This window comes from Streptomyces sp. NPDC045846 (assembly GCF_056431605.1).
Window position 1 is genome coordinate 251,028 of record NZ_JBWKKJ010000003.1, and the last position, 15,309, is coordinate 266,336.

The 15,309-nt window shown below is 71.7% G+C and carries 18 protein-coding genes; 4 read left to right on the forward strand and 14 right to left on the reverse strand.

Annotated elements, in window-relative coordinates:
* Positions 1–53 precede the first annotated feature (53 nt).
* From AC07F3_RS10145 to AC07F3_RS10165, 5 genes are all read right to left on the reverse strand, one after another.
* Positions 54–1,133, reverse strand: coding sequence for a DUF5954 family protein (locus AC07F3_RS10145; protein WP_479112357.1), 1,080 nt, complete (start codon positions 1,131–1,133; stop codon positions 54–56).
* A gap of 222 nt (positions 1,134–1,355) precedes the next feature.
* The gene (locus tag AC07F3_RS10150; RefSeq protein ID WP_479112359.1) at positions 1,356–2,570 is read right to left on the reverse strand and encodes a nucleotide disphospho-sugar-binding domain-containing protein; all 1,215 of its coding nucleotides are present in this window, start codon (positions 2,568–2,570) and stop codon (positions 1,356–1,358) included.
* Positions 2,567–3,367, reverse strand: a complete 801-nt coding sequence (locus AC07F3_RS10155) for a MerR family transcriptional regulator (RefSeq protein WP_479112361.1) — start codon at positions 3,365–3,367, stop codon at positions 2,567–2,569. Before AC07F3_RS10155 ends, AC07F3_RS10150 begins: the two co-directional genes overlap by 4 nt.
* 143 nt (positions 3,368–3,510) lie before the next feature.
* Positions 3,511–3,738, reverse strand: coding sequence for a hypothetical protein (locus AC07F3_RS10160; protein ID WP_479112363.1), 228 nt, complete (start codon positions 3,736–3,738; stop codon positions 3,511–3,513).
* A 157-nt stretch (positions 3,739–3,895) separates the two neighbouring features.
* Positions 3,896–5,116: a PP2C family protein-serine/threonine phosphatase gene (locus AC07F3_RS10165; protein WP_479112365.1), complete on the reverse strand. Its 1,221-nt coding sequence runs from the start codon at positions 5,114–5,116 to the stop codon at positions 3,896–3,898.
* Positions 5,117–5,386: 270 nt separating this feature from the next.
* Here AC07F3_RS10165 and AC07F3_RS10170 point away from each other — a divergent pair, with 270 nt between their 5' ends.
* Positions 5,387–5,623 carry a DUF5133 domain-containing protein gene (locus tag AC07F3_RS10170; RefSeq protein ID WP_479112367.1) on the forward strand — a complete coding sequence of 79 codons (237 nt, stop codon included), beginning with the start codon at positions 5,387–5,389 and terminating at the stop codon, positions 5,621–5,623.
* 129 nt (positions 5,624–5,752) lie between these two features.
* Here the strand turns inward: AC07F3_RS10170 and AC07F3_RS10175 are convergent, their stop codons facing one another.
* The gene (locus AC07F3_RS10175; protein WP_479112369.1) at positions 5,753–6,658 is read right to left on the reverse strand and encodes an NAD(P)-dependent oxidoreductase; all 906 of its coding nucleotides are present in this window, start codon (positions 6,656–6,658) and stop codon (positions 5,753–5,755) included.
* A gap of 82 nt (positions 6,659–6,740) precedes the next feature.
* On the opposite strand from AC07F3_RS10175, the gene AC07F3_RS10180 reads away from it, so the two are divergent.
* On the forward strand, positions 6,741–7,112 hold the full coding sequence (locus tag AC07F3_RS10180) for a winged helix-turn-helix transcriptional regulator (RefSeq protein ID WP_479112370.1): 372 nt from the start codon (positions 6,741–6,743) through the stop codon (positions 7,110–7,112).
* Positions 7,113–7,219: 107 nt separating this feature from the next.
* The gene (locus tag AC07F3_RS10185; protein WP_479112372.1) at positions 7,220–7,393 is read left to right on the forward strand and encodes a CsbD family protein; all 174 of its coding nucleotides are present in this window, start codon (positions 7,220–7,222) and stop codon (positions 7,391–7,393) included.
* 71 nt (positions 7,394–7,464) lie between these two features.
* Here the strand turns inward: AC07F3_RS10185 and AC07F3_RS10190 are convergent, their stop codons facing one another.
* The 7 genes from AC07F3_RS10190 to AC07F3_RS10220 all read right to left on the reverse strand — a co-directional run bounded on the left by AC07F3_RS10190 (position 7,465) and on the right by AC07F3_RS10220 (position 13,771).
* Complete coding sequence (locus AC07F3_RS10190; RefSeq protein WP_479112374.1) at positions 7,465–9,573, reverse strand: xanthine dehydrogenase family protein molybdopterin-binding subunit; 2,109 nt, start codon at positions 9,571–9,573, stop codon at positions 7,465–7,467.
* Positions 9,574–9,625: 52 nt separating this feature from the next.
* Positions 9,626–10,612 carry an FAD binding domain-containing protein gene (locus AC07F3_RS10195; RefSeq protein WP_479112376.1) on the reverse strand — a complete coding sequence of 329 codons (987 nt, stop codon included), beginning with the start codon at positions 10,610–10,612 and terminating at the stop codon, positions 9,626–9,628.
* Positions 10,609–11,121, reverse strand: coding sequence for a 2Fe-2S iron-sulfur cluster-binding protein (locus tag AC07F3_RS10200; protein WP_479113065.1), 513 nt, complete (start codon positions 11,119–11,121; stop codon positions 10,609–10,611). The genes AC07F3_RS10195 and AC07F3_RS10200 overlap by 4 nt, the downstream gene beginning before the upstream one ends.
* A gap of 259 nt (positions 11,122–11,380) precedes the next feature.
* The gene (locus AC07F3_RS10205) at positions 11,381–11,851 is read right to left on the reverse strand and encodes a Dps family protein (protein ID WP_479112378.1); all 471 of its coding nucleotides are present in this window, start codon (positions 11,849–11,851) and stop codon (positions 11,381–11,383) included.
* A 172-nt stretch (positions 11,852–12,023) separates the two neighbouring features.
* Positions 12,024–12,374, reverse strand: coding sequence for a PRC-barrel domain-containing protein (locus tag AC07F3_RS10210; protein WP_479112380.1), 351 nt, complete (start codon positions 12,372–12,374; stop codon positions 12,024–12,026).
* Between the two features lie 100 nt (positions 12,375–12,474).
* A complete protein-coding gene (locus tag AC07F3_RS10215) occupies positions 12,475–12,648 on the reverse strand; it encodes a CsbD family protein (protein WP_479112382.1) in 174 nt (57 codons plus the stop codon).
* Positions 12,649–12,862: 214 nt separating this feature from the next.
* Positions 12,863–13,771, reverse strand: a complete 909-nt coding sequence (locus AC07F3_RS10220) for an RNA polymerase sigma factor SigF (RefSeq protein ID WP_479112384.1) — start codon at positions 13,769–13,771, stop codon at positions 12,863–12,865.
* A gap of 175 nt (positions 13,772–13,946) precedes the next feature.
* Between AC07F3_RS10220 and AC07F3_RS10225 the strand changes: the two genes are divergently transcribed.
* On the forward strand, positions 13,947–14,561 hold the full coding sequence (locus AC07F3_RS10225; protein WP_479112385.1) for a carbonic anhydrase: 615 nt from the start codon (positions 13,947–13,949) through the stop codon (positions 14,559–14,561).
* Here the strand turns inward: AC07F3_RS10225 and AC07F3_RS10230 are convergent.
* Positions 14,558–14,968, reverse strand: a complete 411-nt coding sequence (locus tag AC07F3_RS10230) for an ATP-binding protein (RefSeq protein ID WP_479112387.1) — start codon at positions 14,966–14,968, stop codon at positions 14,558–14,560. The two genes, AC07F3_RS10225 and AC07F3_RS10230, sit on opposite strands and share 4 nt — an antisense overlap.
* Positions 14,969–15,309 lie beyond the last annotated feature (341 nt).

The following is a 15,309-nucleotide window of genomic DNA, read 5'->3' on the forward strand; positions in this document are numbered from 1 at the left end:
CGGTAGGGCGGAGCGATGAAATCCCGATGGAACAGAGGCGGGAGCACCGGGTCTCAGGTCTCGCGGCCGATGGTCCCGTCCTCGTCGAGCGGCGGGTGAAGGCGAACGGGGTCCTGCGTGTTGACGTCGGACGGGCGCGGGCCCTCGGGTCCGTCCGGTCCCCACCGCATCAGGCGGCGGATGCGGGCGATCTGGTAGACCGTGTCGCGGAACTCCAGGCGGTTGACGCGGCCCGCGCGGAGCGCGTCGGCGGCCTCCGCGTGCTCGGCGAGGACCGCGGCATGCGGTACGTCCTTGCCGCCGGTGCTCACGCTGCGGGCATCGACGTCCATCTCGGCGTCGGTCGGGATGAGGCCCTGGGTACGCGGCCACAGCCAGGTCAGGGAGAAGTCCAGCGACCGGCGGGCGGCGTGCACGGTCGCGTGCTGCCCACTGGCCGGCGTCCAGGCGCCCGTCGTCCGCTCCACGACCGTGAACGTCGGGGGCAGCAGGACCACATCCGGATGCAGATCGAGGGCCCGGCGCGAGTCGGCCCGCACCGCGTCGGGGTACCGGTCGCCGCTGTACCGCAGGTCCCGCAAGGCGAGTTGCTCCAGGGCCTGGGTCGGGGTGACCGGCGCCTCCACGTCCAGGACCAGACCGTCGTCGATCTCCGGGCCGCGGACCCCGCGGGACCAGTCGGGCACCAGGGGTTCCGGGTCGGTGGGGCGCGGCCCTTCCAGCCCTTCGGGGCCGGACATCGCGTACTCCTCGGCACGCACCACGCGGTAGCGGGTGCCGTCCACGGCGAGTTCGTCGACCCGCTCGGTCTCCAGCCGGGCGACGGCCGCGAGCAGCGCCCGTCGTTCCGCTCTGCTGCGGGCTTCGTCCTTCGCGCGGAACCACAGCTTCGAGTTCAGGCTGTCGCGGGCCTGCTGCGGACACCCCGCCGTGACCGCGACAACGACCCGCCACCCGGGTCCGTCCCTGTCGTCCCGCGTCGCCACCCCGAACAGCGGGCCCCGCACCACGAACCCGCCCGTCCGCGCCGCCGCGTCGACGGCGTCGGCCTCAACGGCGGCCTCCACGGGATCCACCGGTACCCGCACCACGATGCGCCGCGCCCCACCCAGCCCCGCGTCCCCAGAATCCATGACCCCATCCTGGCCGGGCCCCGGGTGTCCCCGTCCTGGATTCGGGGATTCCGCTGCGCGCGGGGCCCGCGTGTGCCAGGGGCCAACTGGGCCTGCCCGGAGCCGACTTCCGGCACCAGCCTTCGGACCGGAGGCCGCACCGGCGAACCCCGCGTGCCAGGCTGCGCCAACGACTCGCTTCAGGCGGGCCCGGAAAGCACGGTCTGACGCCGCCTTCTCGGGTCAGTGGCCGGTCATCCGCTCGATCGCGTCGATGACCCGGCCCGCTCCGTCCTCGGCAGCCAGGTGTTTCGCGGCGGCCTCCGCGGCCTGGCCGTACATCGGCTGCTCGACGACGCGGACGAGCGCGTCGGCGAGGCGTTCGGCGCTCAGGGACCGGAACGGGACGGGATCGGCGGCGGCGCCGATGGCCGCGAGGCGGGCCGCCCAGAAGGGCTGGTCGGCCGTCACCGGCACGGTGACCGCGGGCACCGCGGCACGCAGCGCCGCCGCCGTGGTGCCCGCCCCGGCGTGGTGGACCACCGCGGCCATCCGCGGAAAGAGCAGGGAATGAGGCAGGTCCCCCACGGTGAGGACGTCGTCCGCGTCGGCGGCCAGTTCGGCGCTGCCGGACTGAAGGATGCCGCGCAGCCCCGCCCGGCGCAGGGCCCGTACGGCGAGCTCGCTCAATCGTTCCCCGTGCCCGGAGGCCATGCTTCCGAAGCCGATGAAGACGGGCCGGGAGCCTGCCTGGAGGAAATCCTCCACGAGGTCCGGCAGCCGGTCGCCGGGATCGACGTGCGGCCACCAGGTGCCCACGACCTCCAGACCGGAGCGCCAGTCGGCCGGACGGGGCACCAGAGCCGTACTGAAACCGTGCAGGATGGGCCAGTTGGCCTGCTCCTGGAGCCGACGCGTGGTGGAGGCGGAGACCGGGGGCAGCTGGAGGCGGCGGCGCAGGTCGGTGACCGCCTGCTCGCTGATGCGGTCAGCCATGCGGAGGGAGAAGTGGGCCGCGGCGCGGTTGCCGACCCGGCCCAGTGAACGGGCGCCGGTGATGACCGGAGGGAAGTCGCCCGTGGGCGCGGTGGGTTGGAGGTACACGCCCAGGCTCGGGGTGCCGGTCGCTTCGGTGATGTGCCAGCCCAGCGGGGCGGTGGTCGCCGAAAGCAGCAGCAGATCGGCTCCGTCGGCCGCCGCGTCGGCGAACCCCTGGCCCAGTTGGGTCATGAACTCCCCGGCCCGGCGCATCAGTTCGCGCTTGTTCGTGACGGCTCCGCGCCCTCGCGTCTCGGCGGGCAGGTTGCGGAACTCAAGCCCCGCCCCGCGTATGAGGGGTGCGAAGGCGTCCGTGGCGGCGATGGCCACCTCGTGTCCGGCGCGCCGCAGTTCGGCACCCAGGCCGGTGTAGGGCGCGACGTCGCCGCGCGAACCGGCCGCGGCTATCAGGATTTTCATCGTTCTTCCTCAAGGTCGGTGGGCAGGGCCTCGATGCGGGAGGCGTTGGCGTGCACCGCCTTGCTCAAGTAGGCGTCGAGGTCCGGTCGCTGCTCGGACGGGGGGACGACGAGAGCGAAAGCGCGCGGATCGGCGGCGAAGTCGTCCGCGATGCGCCGATGCCGATCGGGCGGGCAGGCGGTGAACCAGCGCTCGATGTGCCGACGGTGCTCCTCGGCGATGCCCATGGCCCGTTCGCCGTCGCACGGCTCCCCCTCGTCGAAGGCCGCGAGCAGCTCTGCACGCCAGGCGGCGGCTTCCGCCATGAGGCGGCGCCAGTCCTCCTTGGTGTGGGCCGCGGCGCGCGCCATCGACTCGCGCTGACCTTCCGACCGTTGCCACTTCAGTTGCGCCTCGGTGGCATAGCTGAGGTCGAAGGTGACCTCGCCGAAGACGTCGAAGCGCTCCTGGGGTGTCAGGGCCACCCCGTTCTGCTGTACGTCGATGGCTTGTTGGGTCACCTCGGCCAGGCGTTGCAGCCGGGCGATCTCCTCGTGCAGCTGCCGCTGCCGGGCCTGCAGCAGTTCCAGCACGTCGACGTGCGGGTCCTTCAGCACGGCGGCGGTCTCCTCCACCGAGAAGCCGAGTTCGCGGTAGAACAGGATCTGCTGGAGGCGGGCCAGGTCTGCGTCGCTGTAGAGCCGGTAGCCGGCGTGACTGCGGCCGCTGGGCGCGAGCAGTCCCGCCTTGTCGTAGTGGTGCAGCGTACGCACCGTCACCCCGGCAAAAGCCGCGACCTGACCCACGGAGTAACTCATCGCTCCCGCCCTCTCGTCTGCAGACAGCCTCAAGCCTGACGTAGGGGGAGGGTCAACCCGCACTCGCCCGCCGGGCGGACGCGCGCGTACCGGCCCCACGAGGTGGGGCCGGTACGCGTGGCGGGGCTGTGCTCAGCCGCCGGTCAGAACGGGAAGCGGCTGTTCTGGTGGTTGCCCTGCCAGTGACCCTGGGCACACCCGTCGCCGTAGAAGGCGTTGCCCTTGATGGCTCCGGCGAACGTGCCGCAGGCCTTCATGTCGCCCTCGGAACGGTGGTCGTCGTAGTGGTCGTGCGCCAGGGCCGAGCCGGCGCCGCCCAGGACCGCCGCCACGGCGAGAAGACCGGCGGCCAGAGTGGTTCGCATACGCATGAACGCTCCCGATGAAAGAGGTGGGGGGACACCTCAGCTCTCCCCGGCCTTCTGTACACAGGAAACGCGGTGTCACCCGTACGCCATCGCACGGCACACGACTGCCGAGGAAGTCCGGCCCGGGCCACGGCCATCCGGAGGACATGCCCCGCCCGTCTCATCCCCTGCGGGGCGTCGGCTTCGTCTCGGGCGCCCACCACTCGATGAGGAGCAGGGTGGCGTCGTCGCGCAGGTCGCTGTCCTCGCTGTCGAGGATGGAGTGGATGAGACGGCGCAGTGTCTCGGCGGCCAGTTCGCCCGCGGCGGTGGCGAGGATGATGGAGTCCGTGAAGCGATCCATGCCGAACTCGCCGCCCCCGGCGGTCCGCGCCTCGGTCACGCCGTCGGTGTAGAGCAGGACGCGGTCGCCGGGTTCCAGCGTCATCTCGTGGATGGCCCTCGGTTCGTCGCTGAACCGGGCGGGCAGCCCCATGGGCGGCTGGGCGCTGCGTTCGAGGGCCCCCGCCACCACCCGTCCGTCCCGGATCAGCACGGGCGGGGGGTGCCCGCAGTTGCACCAGCTGAACACTCCCGTGGACAGGTCGAGCTGGGTGAGGATGCCGGTGCAGAACTTGTCGGGCAGCCATTGGGCGAGTGCCTGGTCGATGGTCTCGACGAGGTCGAGCAGTCCCGCACCGGCCCGCCGGGCGTTGCGGCAGCCGGCCAGGGCGACCGAGGTCGTCAGGCCCGAGGCGAGGTCGTGGCCCATGGCGTCGAGGATCGTCGCGTGCAGGGTGGACTGGGTGAGCGAGTGATCGAAGGCATCGCCGCCGATCTCGTACGCCGGCTCCAGTACGGCGGTGGACACGACGTGGGTGTTGCCGATGGTGCGCGGCGGAAGGAAGGCGCGGAGCATCTCCGCGGGCAGTTGCATGCGCTCGGCCCGGGCCTTGCGGGCGAAGCTGTCGCTGTAGGCGCGCTTCGAGGTGATGGCCATCGCCACGACCTGCGTCAGCATGCGGCAGCGGCGCAGCCGCGCGGCGTCCACGCTCCGTGTCCGCACGCCCAGCACCCCCAGCCGCTCGGCGCCGTCCACGACGGGGAGCCAGACGCACAGGATGCCGGTGTCCACGTCCTCCATGCGGAGCGAAACCGTCCGGTAGCACCAGCCCGCGATGGACGAGTCGACGTCCAGGGTCGGCAGCCCCTCGGTGAGCGAGACCAGTCGGCGCTGCTGAAGATCGGTCAGGTAGATGACGACCTCCCCCAGGCCGAACGCCTCGGCGCAGCGGTTCACCAGCGCCGGGAGGTCCATCGGCGTCGCGGTGTGCGCCTGGGCCAGCAGGTCCTCCAGCAATCGCTCGCCGCAATCGGAGCCCTCGTCCGCGTCCTTGCCCATGGCCGGCCACCTCCTACCAGGCAGTCTCACACCCCGTCCCCTGTCCCGCCCCCGCGAACACTCCCCCGTCGGCGCGGGTGCCACCCCCTGGCCCGGCCGACGCAGCCCCGGCCCCCGGCCTGCGCAGCGCCGGGCACACCGGGGACGAGCCGCGCCCGCCTGGGCCATACGGGGCGCGGGACGCGGTGGTTCCGCCCGGCGTGTAGGACTGCGGAACGGGGGCAGCAGAGCCTTCAAGCCGTAACGGTGTCGACTGGAGGAAACCTACTCATGTTGATGGCTCACCCCGCGGTGCTTCGCGAACTCCTCGACGAGTACGACGTCCTTCACGCGCTGGACGCGGGCGAAGGGAGCGAGGCCACCCGCCAGCGCCTGGACGACGTGGCGTACACCCTGTGCGTGGCCACCGGGACCCGGGACATCGACGCCGCCGTGATCGCGGCCCGGCACGGGCTGCCCGGGGCCCGCACCTTCGACGACTCCGTGCTGGAAGCGGTCGCCCCCTGAGGCCGCCGCGCGGCCCGGCCTTCGCTGCGGGAAGCGGAGGCCACCCTTCATCGCCCGGCTCTGTGTCCCGACCCGCTCCCCGTGTCGGGCCACAGGGCCGGGCGCGGTCGTAGAACGCCCGACATCCCGTCAGCGCGGTGCGCGGATGCCGTCGATGATGCGCGTCCAGTTGTCGCCGCCGTGGCCGTCCCCGATCGCGCGCCGGTAGTGGGCCCGCACGGCCAGCGGCAGCGCGAGGTCGAGGCCGAGTGAGGTGCTGGTCTCGACGATGTGGTCGGCCGTCGCGCCCATCATGGTGACCGTGCTGAGGTCGCCCGGGTGCTGGCCCGCGTCGAGCGCCGCGCCGGGGCTCTCCTCCCCGGCCCTCAGGATGGTGCCGATCGAGTCGGCAGCGGCCAACAGTTCCGGAAGCGCGTCAGCGGCCTTCATCCCCGCGGTGCCCAGCATCGCGGTGGCGTGCATCAGGGCGGACAACGTGGTGAGGAACACCGCGAGTTGGGCTTGGTACATCATCTGGGCGAGGCCCGGGTCCGCGCCCAGGTACCGGGGCTCGCCGAGCAGCGTCAGCGTGGCGCGGTGCCGGTCCATCTCCTCGGCGGGCCCGCTGTAGTAGACGTGGGCCGCCGCCGTGCCGACCATCGGCGCGGGGACCATGACGCCTCCGGTGAGGAAGGCCGCGCCCCGGCTCGCCGCCCATGCCGCGGCCTCACGGGTGCGGTCGGGGGTGTCGGAGCTCAGGTTGACCAGCGTGCGGCCGGTCAGTGCTTCCCCGGCGGTTTCGAGGACGTCGTACATGGCCTGGTAGTCGGTGAGGCTGAGGATCACGAGGTCGCTCGCCTCGATCGCCCCGCGGGGCGTCGCCGCGAGCACCGCTCCGGCGGCGACGGCCCCGTCGGCCCGGCTCGCGGTGCGGTTCCAGACGGTGACCGGATGCCCGGCGGTGAGGAGCGAGCGTGTCATCGCCTGGCCCATCGGGCCGAGGCCGATCACGGTGACGGGGATGTTCTGGCTGGTGGTGGCGTGTCGTTGGTTCACACCTCCATGCTGGGCGGGCGCCGCTAGTCTCGGAAGTACCCACTGTTTTCTGCGGTACTTACCTTTTCGTAAGGGGATCTCGATGTCCAAGGCGCCGAGACGCGGCCCGTACATCTGCGGCATCGATGCCGCCCTCGACGTGGTCAGCGGCAAGTGGAAGGGCCTGATCCTGTGGGAACTGGCCACGCATGGCGTACGCCGCTTCGCCGAGCTGAGGCGCGCTCTGCCGGGCGTGAGCGAGAAGATGCTCACCCAGCATCTGCGGGAGTTGGAGGCCGACGCCCTGGTGCACCGGGAGGTCTACGCCGAAGTGCCGCCGCGGGTGGAGTACTCCCTGACGGAGCATGGACAGACGCTCAACCAGGCGCTCCGTTCCCTGGGCGCCTGGGGAGTGGAGCGGATCCGCCGCGAGGGCTTCGAAGCCGTCGACGTGGCCGGAACCGCACAGGTCTGAGCCGCCGGGCGCGCGGGGATACGAGGCCGTCGGTTTGGCGGCGCGTTTCGGGGAGACCCGCCCCAGCCGGACGGACATTTCCCCATCAGATCAAGGGAGTTGACCCCATGGCCGGCGATGAGAAGGCCAAGTCCAAGGTCGAGCAGGCGAAGGGCAAAGTGAAGAAGACGGCCGGACGCGCGGTCGGCAACGAGAGCAAGGAAGCCGAAGGCCGCGCCGAGAAGGCCAAGGGCGACGCGCGCCAGGCTAAGGAAAAGATCAAGGACGTCTTCAAGGACTAGGCACTGCCTTCGTGCCAGGTCGGGCCGGTCCACCTCCCCGTGGGCCGGCCCGACCGACAGGGGCGGCCACGCTAGACCAGTCCTCGCCCGGCGGCGTGCACCCGATCCGGCGTGAGCGGCAGTTCCCTGAAGCGGACGCCGGTGGCGTGGTGCACCGCGTTGCCGATCGCGGCCGCGGTCCCGACGATGCCGATCTCCCCGATGCCCTTGCTTCCCATCGGGTTGAGGTGGGCGTCCTCCTCATCGATCCAGTGGGCCTCGACCTCGGGCACGTCGGCGTGTGCCGGGACGTGGTAGCCCGCGAGGTCACTGCCGAGGAACGCGCCCGACGCCGGGTCCACACGGCCTCCTTCGGTGAGCGCCATACCGAGCCCCATCACCATGCCGCCGATGAACTGCGACCTGGCGGTCCGCGGATTGAGGATGCGTCCGGCCGCGTACACCCCGAGCAGGCGCCGCACCCGCACCTCCCCCGTGACCGTGTCGACGCCCACCTCGGCGAAGTGGGCACCGAAGGCGTGGCGCGCGTAGGGGGTCTCCGCGTCCGCCGTACCCGCGGTGTCCGCGGAGGCCGTCAGCCCCTCGGGGGGCAACGGGCCGGAGCGCTCCCGGAGTTGGCGGGCCAGGGAGCGGCACGCCTCGTGCACGGCCCAGCCCCAGGACGCCGTGCCGGCCGAGCCTCCCGCGAGCGGAGCCTTGGGAAGCCCCGTGGTGCCGATCTCCGTACGGACCGTTTCGGCTCCGACGCCGAGCGCGTCGGCCGCGATCTGCGCCAGCACGGTACGGGCGCCGGTGCCGATGTCGGTGGCATTGATCCGCACCACGTGGAGCCCGTCGGGGTGGGCGGTGACGGTCGCGCGGCTGGGCGAGACGATCACCGGATAGGTGGCGGAGGCCACACCGGTGCCGGTCAGCCACGCTCCCGAACGCCGCACCCCGGCACGGGGGTCGCGCTCGACCCAGCCGAAGCGCTGCGCGCCCTCGCGCAGACACTCCACGACGTGCCGACTGCTGAACGGACGGCCGCTGTCGGGCTCTTCGCCCGGCTCGTTGCGCGCCCGCAGCTCGATGGGGTCCATGTCGAGCGCGCAGGCGAGTTCGTCGATGGCGGACTCCAGGGCGTACATGCCCGGGGCCTCCCCCGGCGCCCGCATCCAGGACGGGGTGGGCACGTCCAGCGCGGCCACCCGGTGGGCGGTGAGACTGTTCGCTCCGGCGTACATCACGCGCCCGGGCACCGCCGCCTGCTCGACGAACTCCTTGACCCGGGAGGTGTGCGTGGTCACCTCGTGGATCAGCGAGGTGAGCGTGCCGTCCGGCTCCGCGCCGAGCCGCAGGCGGTGGTCGGTCGGCGCGCGGTGGCCGACGAGTTCCGTCAACTGCCGCCTGGTCAGGGCGAGTTTGACGGGACGCCCCACGTGCAGGGACGCCATCGCGGCGAGCACCACGTGCGGCCGGGGCGTGCCCTTGGAGCCGAACCCGCCGCCGACGTGTTCGCATACGACGGTCACCCGTTCCTCGGGCAGCTCGAACACCTCGGCCAGGACGGCCCGCACCGGGTCGGAGCCCTGGTTGGTGTCGTACACCGTGAGGCGGCCGTCCTGCCAGCTCGCGGTCGCCCCGTGCGGCTCCATGGGGTGGTTGTGCAGGGGTGGCACCCGGTAGCGCACGTCGACCTTGACCGGTGCCGCGGCGAACTGTCCCTCGGGATCGCCCCTCCGGCGCTCGGCGGGGTGGCCGCCGTTGGCCTCCTCGGGGGTGTAGGCGCCGGGCGGGTCCTCGGTCAGGACGGACTCGTGGGGCTCGGTCTCGTATCCGACGCCCACCGACTCGGCTGCGGCGCGGGCCGCTTCCAGGGTTTCGGCGACCGCCAGGGCCACCGGCCATCCGTGGTGCGGCACTCGGGAGTCCTGCAGCACGGCGAGAGTGGCGTCGTCCGTGTCGGCGAGCCGGGGCGCCGAGTCGGGGGTGAGCACGGCCAGCACGCCGGGCACCTTCAGCGCGGCGGCCGTGTCCAGGGAGACGACCCTGCCTTTGGGGACGGTGGCCGGCACCAGCCAGGCGTACACACAGCCGGGCGGCGTGTACTCCGTGGCGTACCGGGCGCCTCCGCTCACCTTCGCCCCGCCCTCACGGCGCTCGATGGGCGAGCCGACTGCGTTGTGCGCTTGCGAAGCCATGACGGGTCTCCTAGCGGGTCGAACCGGGCGCGGCATGCCTCCTCGGAGGGGTTCAGGCCGTAGCGGTGAGCGAGCCGAGCACCTGCGCGGCGAGATCGCGGGCGAGCGCCACCTTGTACGCGTTGTCCCGCAGCGGCACGGCCTGGTCCAGCTCCGCGTCGAGGGCCCGCGCGACGGCTTCGGGGGTCGGCCGAGAGCCCATGAGGGCGGCCTCGGTACGCCGGGCGCGCCAGGGGCGGTGGGCGAGGCCGCCGAAGGCTAGGCCGATGTGGCGCACCTCTCCGTCCTCCAGCTGGAGGACGGCGGCCACGGAGGCCAGCGCGAAGGCGTACGAGGCTCTCTCCCGTGCCTTGCGGTAGTGGGACACCGAGCCGGGCGGAAGCGGCGGCAACACCACGGCGGTGATGAGCTCGCCGTGGCTGATCACGGTGTCACGCTCGGGGGCGTCCTCCGGCAGGCGCAGGAAGTCCGCGACCGGCACCGTACGGCCGCCCCCGGGGCCGGAGAGTTCGACGACGGCGTCGACCGCCGCGAGCGCCACGGCGAGATCGGAGGGGTGGGTCGCCACGCAGTGCGGCGAGTGGCCGAGGACGGCGTGGTCGTGGTTGATGCCGTCGAGCGCCGCGCAACCGCTTCCCGGCACACGCTTGTTGCAGGGCTTGGACACGTCCTGGAAGTAGGCGCACCGGGTGCGCTGAAGCAGGTTCCCGCCGGTGGTCGCGGCGTTGCGCAACTGGCCGGAGGCGCCACTGAGGACGGCCTGCGACACCACGGGATACCGCTCCCGCAGCAAGGGGTGTGCGGCGAGGTCGCTGTTGCGTACGGTCGCGCCGATCCGGAGAGCGCCGCCCGGCCGCTCCTCCACCTCGTCCAGAGGGAGACGTGTGATGTCGACGAGGACCTCGGGGCGCTCCACCCCGAGCTTCATCAGGTCGACCAGGTTGGTTCCACCGCCCAGGTAGCGGGCCTCGTCCCGGCCGGCGTGGGCGGCGGTGGCCTCCTCCACGCTGCGGACGCGCACGTACGACACCGGCTTCACGCGATCACGTCCCGCACTGCCTCGACGATGTGGGGATAGGCGCCGCACCGGCACAGGTTGCCGCTCAGCCGCTCCCGGATCTCCTCGCCGGTCAGCCGCACGGGACCATCCGGCGCCTGCTGCGGGTCGGTGACCAGGGAGGGCGCGCCCGCCTTGGCCTCCTCCAGCATGCCGACGGCCGAACACAGCTGGCCGGGCGTGCAGTACCCGCACTGGAACGCGTCGCGGTCCAGGAACGCCCGCTGCAACGGATGGAGGTCGCCGTCCTCGCCGGCCAGGTCGGCGAGCCCCTCCACGGTCACGACCTCGGCGCCGTCGAGCGTCACCGCCAGCAGCAGACAGCTGTTGACCCGGCGACCGTCCACGAGGACCGTGCACGCCCCGCACTGGCCGTGGTCGCAGCCCTTCTTCGACCCGGTCAGGACGAGCCGCTCGCGCAGCAGGTCGAGCAGGGTGGTTCGGTGATCCACCTCGACGGTGTGGGCGGACCCGTTCACCCGCAGGGTCATCTGTGACGCGGTGGGACCGGGCGGCGCATCCGCGGGGCGGGGCCAGGGCTCAGGCCGCACCGCCTGGCCCGATTCGCCGGCGTGGGGTTCCTCGCTGCTGTCCATCGTTGCCTGTTCCTCGATCCGGATGGTCGGCGGCGGCTGACCGCACACCCACCCTGATACAGCTCGGCCCGCCCGGCATCTCGACATCGTCCGCGCCCCGTGACATGAGTGGGGCGGCCCGCCCGGGCCGCCCCACTCATGTGGTCTCGCGCCTTCAGCTGTTCTCCGCCTGGAACATCCAGGCGTGCTTCTCCAGGTCCGCGGTCAGGGCGATGAGCAGGTCCTGGCTCACCGGGTCGGGCTCGTCGGTGGCCGCGATGCGCTCACGCATCCGCTCCACGATCCTGCCCAGCGCCACGACCATGACCTCCACGGCCTCGGAGTCCTTGATCCAGCCCTCGGGCACGGTGCCGATCGCGCTGTCGGCGGCCACGCGCGCGGCACGGCCATCCGGGTTGACGCCGAGCGCCGCGGCACGCTCCGCCACGGTGTCCGAGTGCTGGCGGGCCGTGGTCACCACGTCGTCGAGCTGGAGGTGTACGGAGCGGAAGCGCGGGCCGACCACGTTCCAGTGCACCTGCTTGGCCGCGAGCGACAGATCGACCAGATCGACGAGGGCCCCTTGCAGGGCCGAGCCGACCGTCTTCAGCTGCTTGTCGGACAGCGAACTCTTCACGACAGACACTTCTTCACTCCATTTCGCACGCGGCTGCTATCCGCCTGGACCGTTCATCGGTACCTGTATGTCGCCTTCCTCAAAATGCGCGTCCGAAACGGACGAAGGTCCCGACTCCGGGCAGAAAAACGGGTGGCCCGCCGGATTCCGGCGGGCCACCCGAAAGGGGGAGCGTCCGCGCTCAGCCGAACGGACCGCCGTAATAGCGGCCGATCAGGTCGCGGTAGGTGGGATCGTCGAGATGGGTGGCCGGCTCGAACTCCGGCGAGCCCTTGACCTGGTCCCGGGTGAGGGCCACATGAATCTTCTGCTCGTCCTGGTCGAGCCTGGTGACGGTGCCCGCGGGCAGCAGAACGCGTTTGCCGAAGATCCACGGCCCGGTGTCGACCACGAGGTAGGCGGAGCCGACCTCGTCGGAGTGGACGTCGACCTTGCCGATGCTTCCGTCGGCGGCTTCGACCTTCCACCCGCGCAGATCCGCACCGGCGAGATGACCGCTCGTGTCCTGGTAACCCCAGAGATCCTTGTTCATCGGAGGGATTTCCCCTTTCCGTTCGTGTCGCGCCGCGTTTGCGGCCCGGCGGTCCGCGCGGCTCCCGCCGCGCTCGGTCACCTGGCCGGGCCCTCGGAGATCAGTGCTTGAAGGCCTCGTTGGCCTTCTCCTTCGCCTCGCGCGTTTCGCCCTTGACCTGGTCGATGCGCCCTTCGGCGGTGAGCCGTTCATTGCCCGTCATGCGGCCGAGCGCTTCCTTGACCTTGCCCTTGGCCTGTTCGGTCTTCGCCCGGGCCTTCTTGTCAGCAGACATTCGCTTCGCCTCCAGCATGGATCAATCGCGCGGACGAAAGGTCGCCTGGCCGCTCCGGCCGATTTCAAACGGGCCCTACGCCCTTCCGGGACGCGAATGCCGAGCCCTTGTGGGCAGGCTGAATACGCCGCGCCCATAAGCCCGTTGAGACCACGGACGGGCGCCGCGTACACCGCTGGCGCCACGACCGGGACCAGTGCGACCCCTGCGGCGGTCAGGCGCTGGTGACGGGTTCCTCGGCCATTCCGGCACGCAGCTTGGTCAAGATGCGCGACAGCAGCCGGGAGACCTGCATCTGCGAGACACCGAGCTCCGCACCGATCTCGGCCTGCGTCAGCTCCCGCCCGAACCGCATGCTCACGATCCGCCGCTCCCGCTCGGACAACTCACCCATCAGCGGAGCCAGCGCATGAAGGTTCTCCACCTTCTCCATGCCCGGATCCTCCTCGCCGATGAAGTCGACGAGGGTACGGCTCCTGCCGCCGGCGGCCGGGCCGGAGTCGTCGGAGTCGGCGGAGGTGTCGAGGGAGCCGGCGGTGTAGCCGTTGGCCGCGACGAGACCCTCGACGACCTGCTCCTCGTCGAGCCCCAAGTGGGCGGCGACCTCGCGCACGGTGGGGTCGCGGTCGAGTTCGAGGGCGAGGCTCTCCTTGGCCTTGGCGATGTCCACGCGCAGCTCCTGCAAACGGCGCGGCACGTGCACGGCCCACGTGGTGTCGCGGAAGAACCGCTTGATCTCCCCCACGATGTACGGCACCGCGAAAGAGGTGAACTCCACCTCACGCGACAGATCGAACCGGTCGATCGCCTTGATCAGACCAATGGTCCCGACCTGGACCACGTCCTCCATCTCACCACTGCCCCGATTACGGAACCGCCCCGCGGCAAACCGCACCAACGACAGATTCATCTCAATCAACGTGTTCCGCGCGTACTGGTACTCGGACGTACCCTCCTCCAGCACCTGAAGCCGCTCGAAGAAAACCTTCGACAACTCCCGCGCATCCTTCGGCGCGACCTTCCCCGCATCCTCCACCCAGGGCAGTTCCCCCTCCCCGAGGCCCACCGCCGAGGTCGCCGTCCGGTCCGCCCGCTCTCGTCCCGTCACCCGCGCCGCTGGCATGAAGACGTCCTCCCTAGTCGCGTAACTGCATCGCAGCCTCCGTCTGCCCCCGTCGCCGCGAATCATGCATCCGCGTTCGACAAAGGGACGAAGGTCCCGACGTCAGAGGCCCGGGACGGCCGCCTCGTGCGGGGACGGCGCACAGGGGGCGCTGACGTGCTCCTATGCTGCGCTCATGCTTGATCGCCCTTCCACTCCCGCCCAGGCTCTCGACACTCTGCTGGCGGGCAACCGCCGCTTCGTGGAGGGCACGCCGGGACACCCGAACCAGGACGCCGCGCGGCGCGCGGAGCTGGCTCCGGGCCAGCAGCCGTTCGCCGTGCTGCTCGGCTGTTCCGACTCCCGCCTCGCCGCCGAGATCATCTTCGACCAGGGCCTCGGTGACCTGTTCGTCGTCCGCACCGCGGGCCACGTACTGGGCCCCGAAGTGCTCGGCAGCATCGAATACGGCACGAGCGTGCTGGACTGCCGCCTCGTGGTGGTGCTCGGGCACGACTCGTGCGGCGCCGTCGCCGCGGCTCGCGCCGCCGTCGAAGGGGGGATGCCCGCGGCCGGACATGTGCGGGACGTCGTCGAACGCGTCATGCCCAGCGTGCTGGCGGCACGTGCCGAAGGGCTCGAATCCGACAGCGACCTCGTGGACGCCCATCTGCGGCACACCGTCGACCTGCTCCTCGACCGCTCCCGGATCCTCGCCGACCAGGTGGCGAGCGGCCGCACCGCCATCGCGGGCCTCGCCTACCGGCTGGCCGAGGGCACCGCCCGCAGGGTCACCGCGCGGGGTGTCTAGCGCGGGAGAGCGACGCGGACGTCCTTACCGCCGTCACTGGAAGGGGTGACAGTCACCTCGCGAGCGAGGTGGCGCACCAGCGGCCAGCCGAAGCCGCCCTCGCGCCCGCTGAGGTCCGGCGGCCGCTCCCCCGGGGGTACGGGGCTGGGGTCGCGCACACTGACGTGCAGCGTGCCGGCCTCGGCGGCGAACCGCAGCGCCGTGACCCCGCCCGCGTGCCGCAGCGCGTTCGTGACGAGCTCGGAGACGACGAGTACCACGTTCTCGGCACATTCTCTGGACGGCAGGGGTGCCAGTGCGGCAAGGAAGACGCGGGCCGCGTCGCGGGCCGCGGCGGCCGTGGCCGGACGCGTGTCCCGCACGGCGGAGACCGCCGCGGGACGCGTGCCGGCAAGCGGGCGAGCCATTTCGGAACCCCCTGAGGTGTGCTCGTTCGATGTGGATGCGCAGGGGCTTCTGCCCACATTCGTCAGAGCCGAACATACGCGCTTCGTCCAAGGCTGCCACGTCCCCCGATCCAGCTCCGCACCCGGTGGCCCTTTGAAGGGGCGGGACCTCCGTGCGGGCGCGCCCTCACTCTCCCGGGCGGTCGGACCAATCCTTCGCCACGCCCGCTCCGGATCACCCCCGGGAAGCCCGCCATCCAGGAGGATCGAGCCCACGTCGAGGAGGATCACCGCATCCGCTTCCCTCCCTCCTCCCCCAGCCCCGCAGTCACCCCGTCGAAGAAGAGCGCACCTCCGAGGAG

What these genes read in the sequence shown, in the direction of transcription:
- AC07F3_RS10215 (WP_479112382.1), bottom strand. Translation starts at nt 12,648, where the DNA reads ATGTCTGCTGACAAGAAGGCCCGGGCGAAGACCGAACAGGCCAAGGGC.
- AC07F3_RS10220 (WP_479112384.1), bottom strand. Translation starts at nt 13,771, where the DNA reads ATGCCAGCGGCGCGGGTGACGGGACGAGAGCGGGCGGACCGGACGGCG.
- AC07F3_RS10155 (WP_479112361.1), bottom strand. Translation starts at nt 3,367, where the DNA reads ATGAGTTACTCCGTGGGTCAGGTCGCGGCTTTTGCCGGGGTGACGGTG.
- AC07F3_RS10150 (WP_479112359.1), bottom strand. Translation starts at nt 2,570, where the DNA reads ATGAAAATCCTGATAGCCGCGGCCGGTTCGCGCGGCGACGTCGCGCCC.
- AC07F3_RS10145 (WP_479112357.1), bottom strand. Translation starts at nt 1,133, where the DNA reads ATGGATTCTGGGGACGCGGGGCTGGGTGGGGCGCGGCGCATCGTGGTG.
- AC07F3_RS10160 (WP_479112363.1), bottom strand. Translation starts at nt 3,738, where the DNA reads ATGCGTATGCGAACCACTCTGGCCGCCGGTCTTCTCGCCGTGGCGGCG.
- AC07F3_RS10185 (WP_479112372.1), top strand. Translation starts at nt 7,220, where the DNA reads ATGGCCGGCGATGAGAAGGCCAAGTCCAAGGTCGAGCAGGCGAAGGGC.
- AC07F3_RS10210 (WP_479112380.1), bottom strand. Translation starts at nt 12,374, where the DNA reads ATGAACAAGGATCTCTGGGGTTACCAGGACACGAGCGGTCATCTCGCC.
- AC07F3_RS10180 (WP_479112370.1), top strand. Translation starts at nt 6,741, where the DNA reads ATGTCCAAGGCGCCGAGACGCGGCCCGTACATCTGCGGCATCGATGCC.
- AC07F3_RS10170 (WP_479112367.1), top strand. Translation starts at nt 5,387, where the DNA reads ATGTTGATGGCTCACCCCGCGGTGCTTCGCGAACTCCTCGACGAGTAC.
- AC07F3_RS10165 (WP_479112365.1), bottom strand. Translation starts at nt 5,116, where the DNA reads ATGGGCAAGGACGCGGACGAGGGCTCCGATTGCGGCGAGCGATTGCTG.
- AC07F3_RS10190 (WP_479112374.1), bottom strand. Translation starts at nt 9,573, where the DNA reads ATGGCTTCGCAAGCGCACAACGCAGTCGGCTCGCCCATCGAGCGCCGT.
- AC07F3_RS10200 (WP_479113065.1), bottom strand. Translation starts at nt 11,121, where the DNA reads ATGACCCTGCGGGTGAACGGGTCCGCCCACACCGTCGAGGTGGATCAC.
- AC07F3_RS10225 (WP_479112385.1), top strand. Translation starts at nt 13,947, where the DNA reads ATGCTTGATCGCCCTTCCACTCCCGCCCAGGCTCTCGACACTCTGCTG.
- AC07F3_RS10230 (WP_479112387.1), bottom strand. Translation starts at nt 14,968, where the DNA reads ATGGCTCGCCCGCTTGCCGGCACGCGTCCCGCGGCGGTCTCCGCCGTG.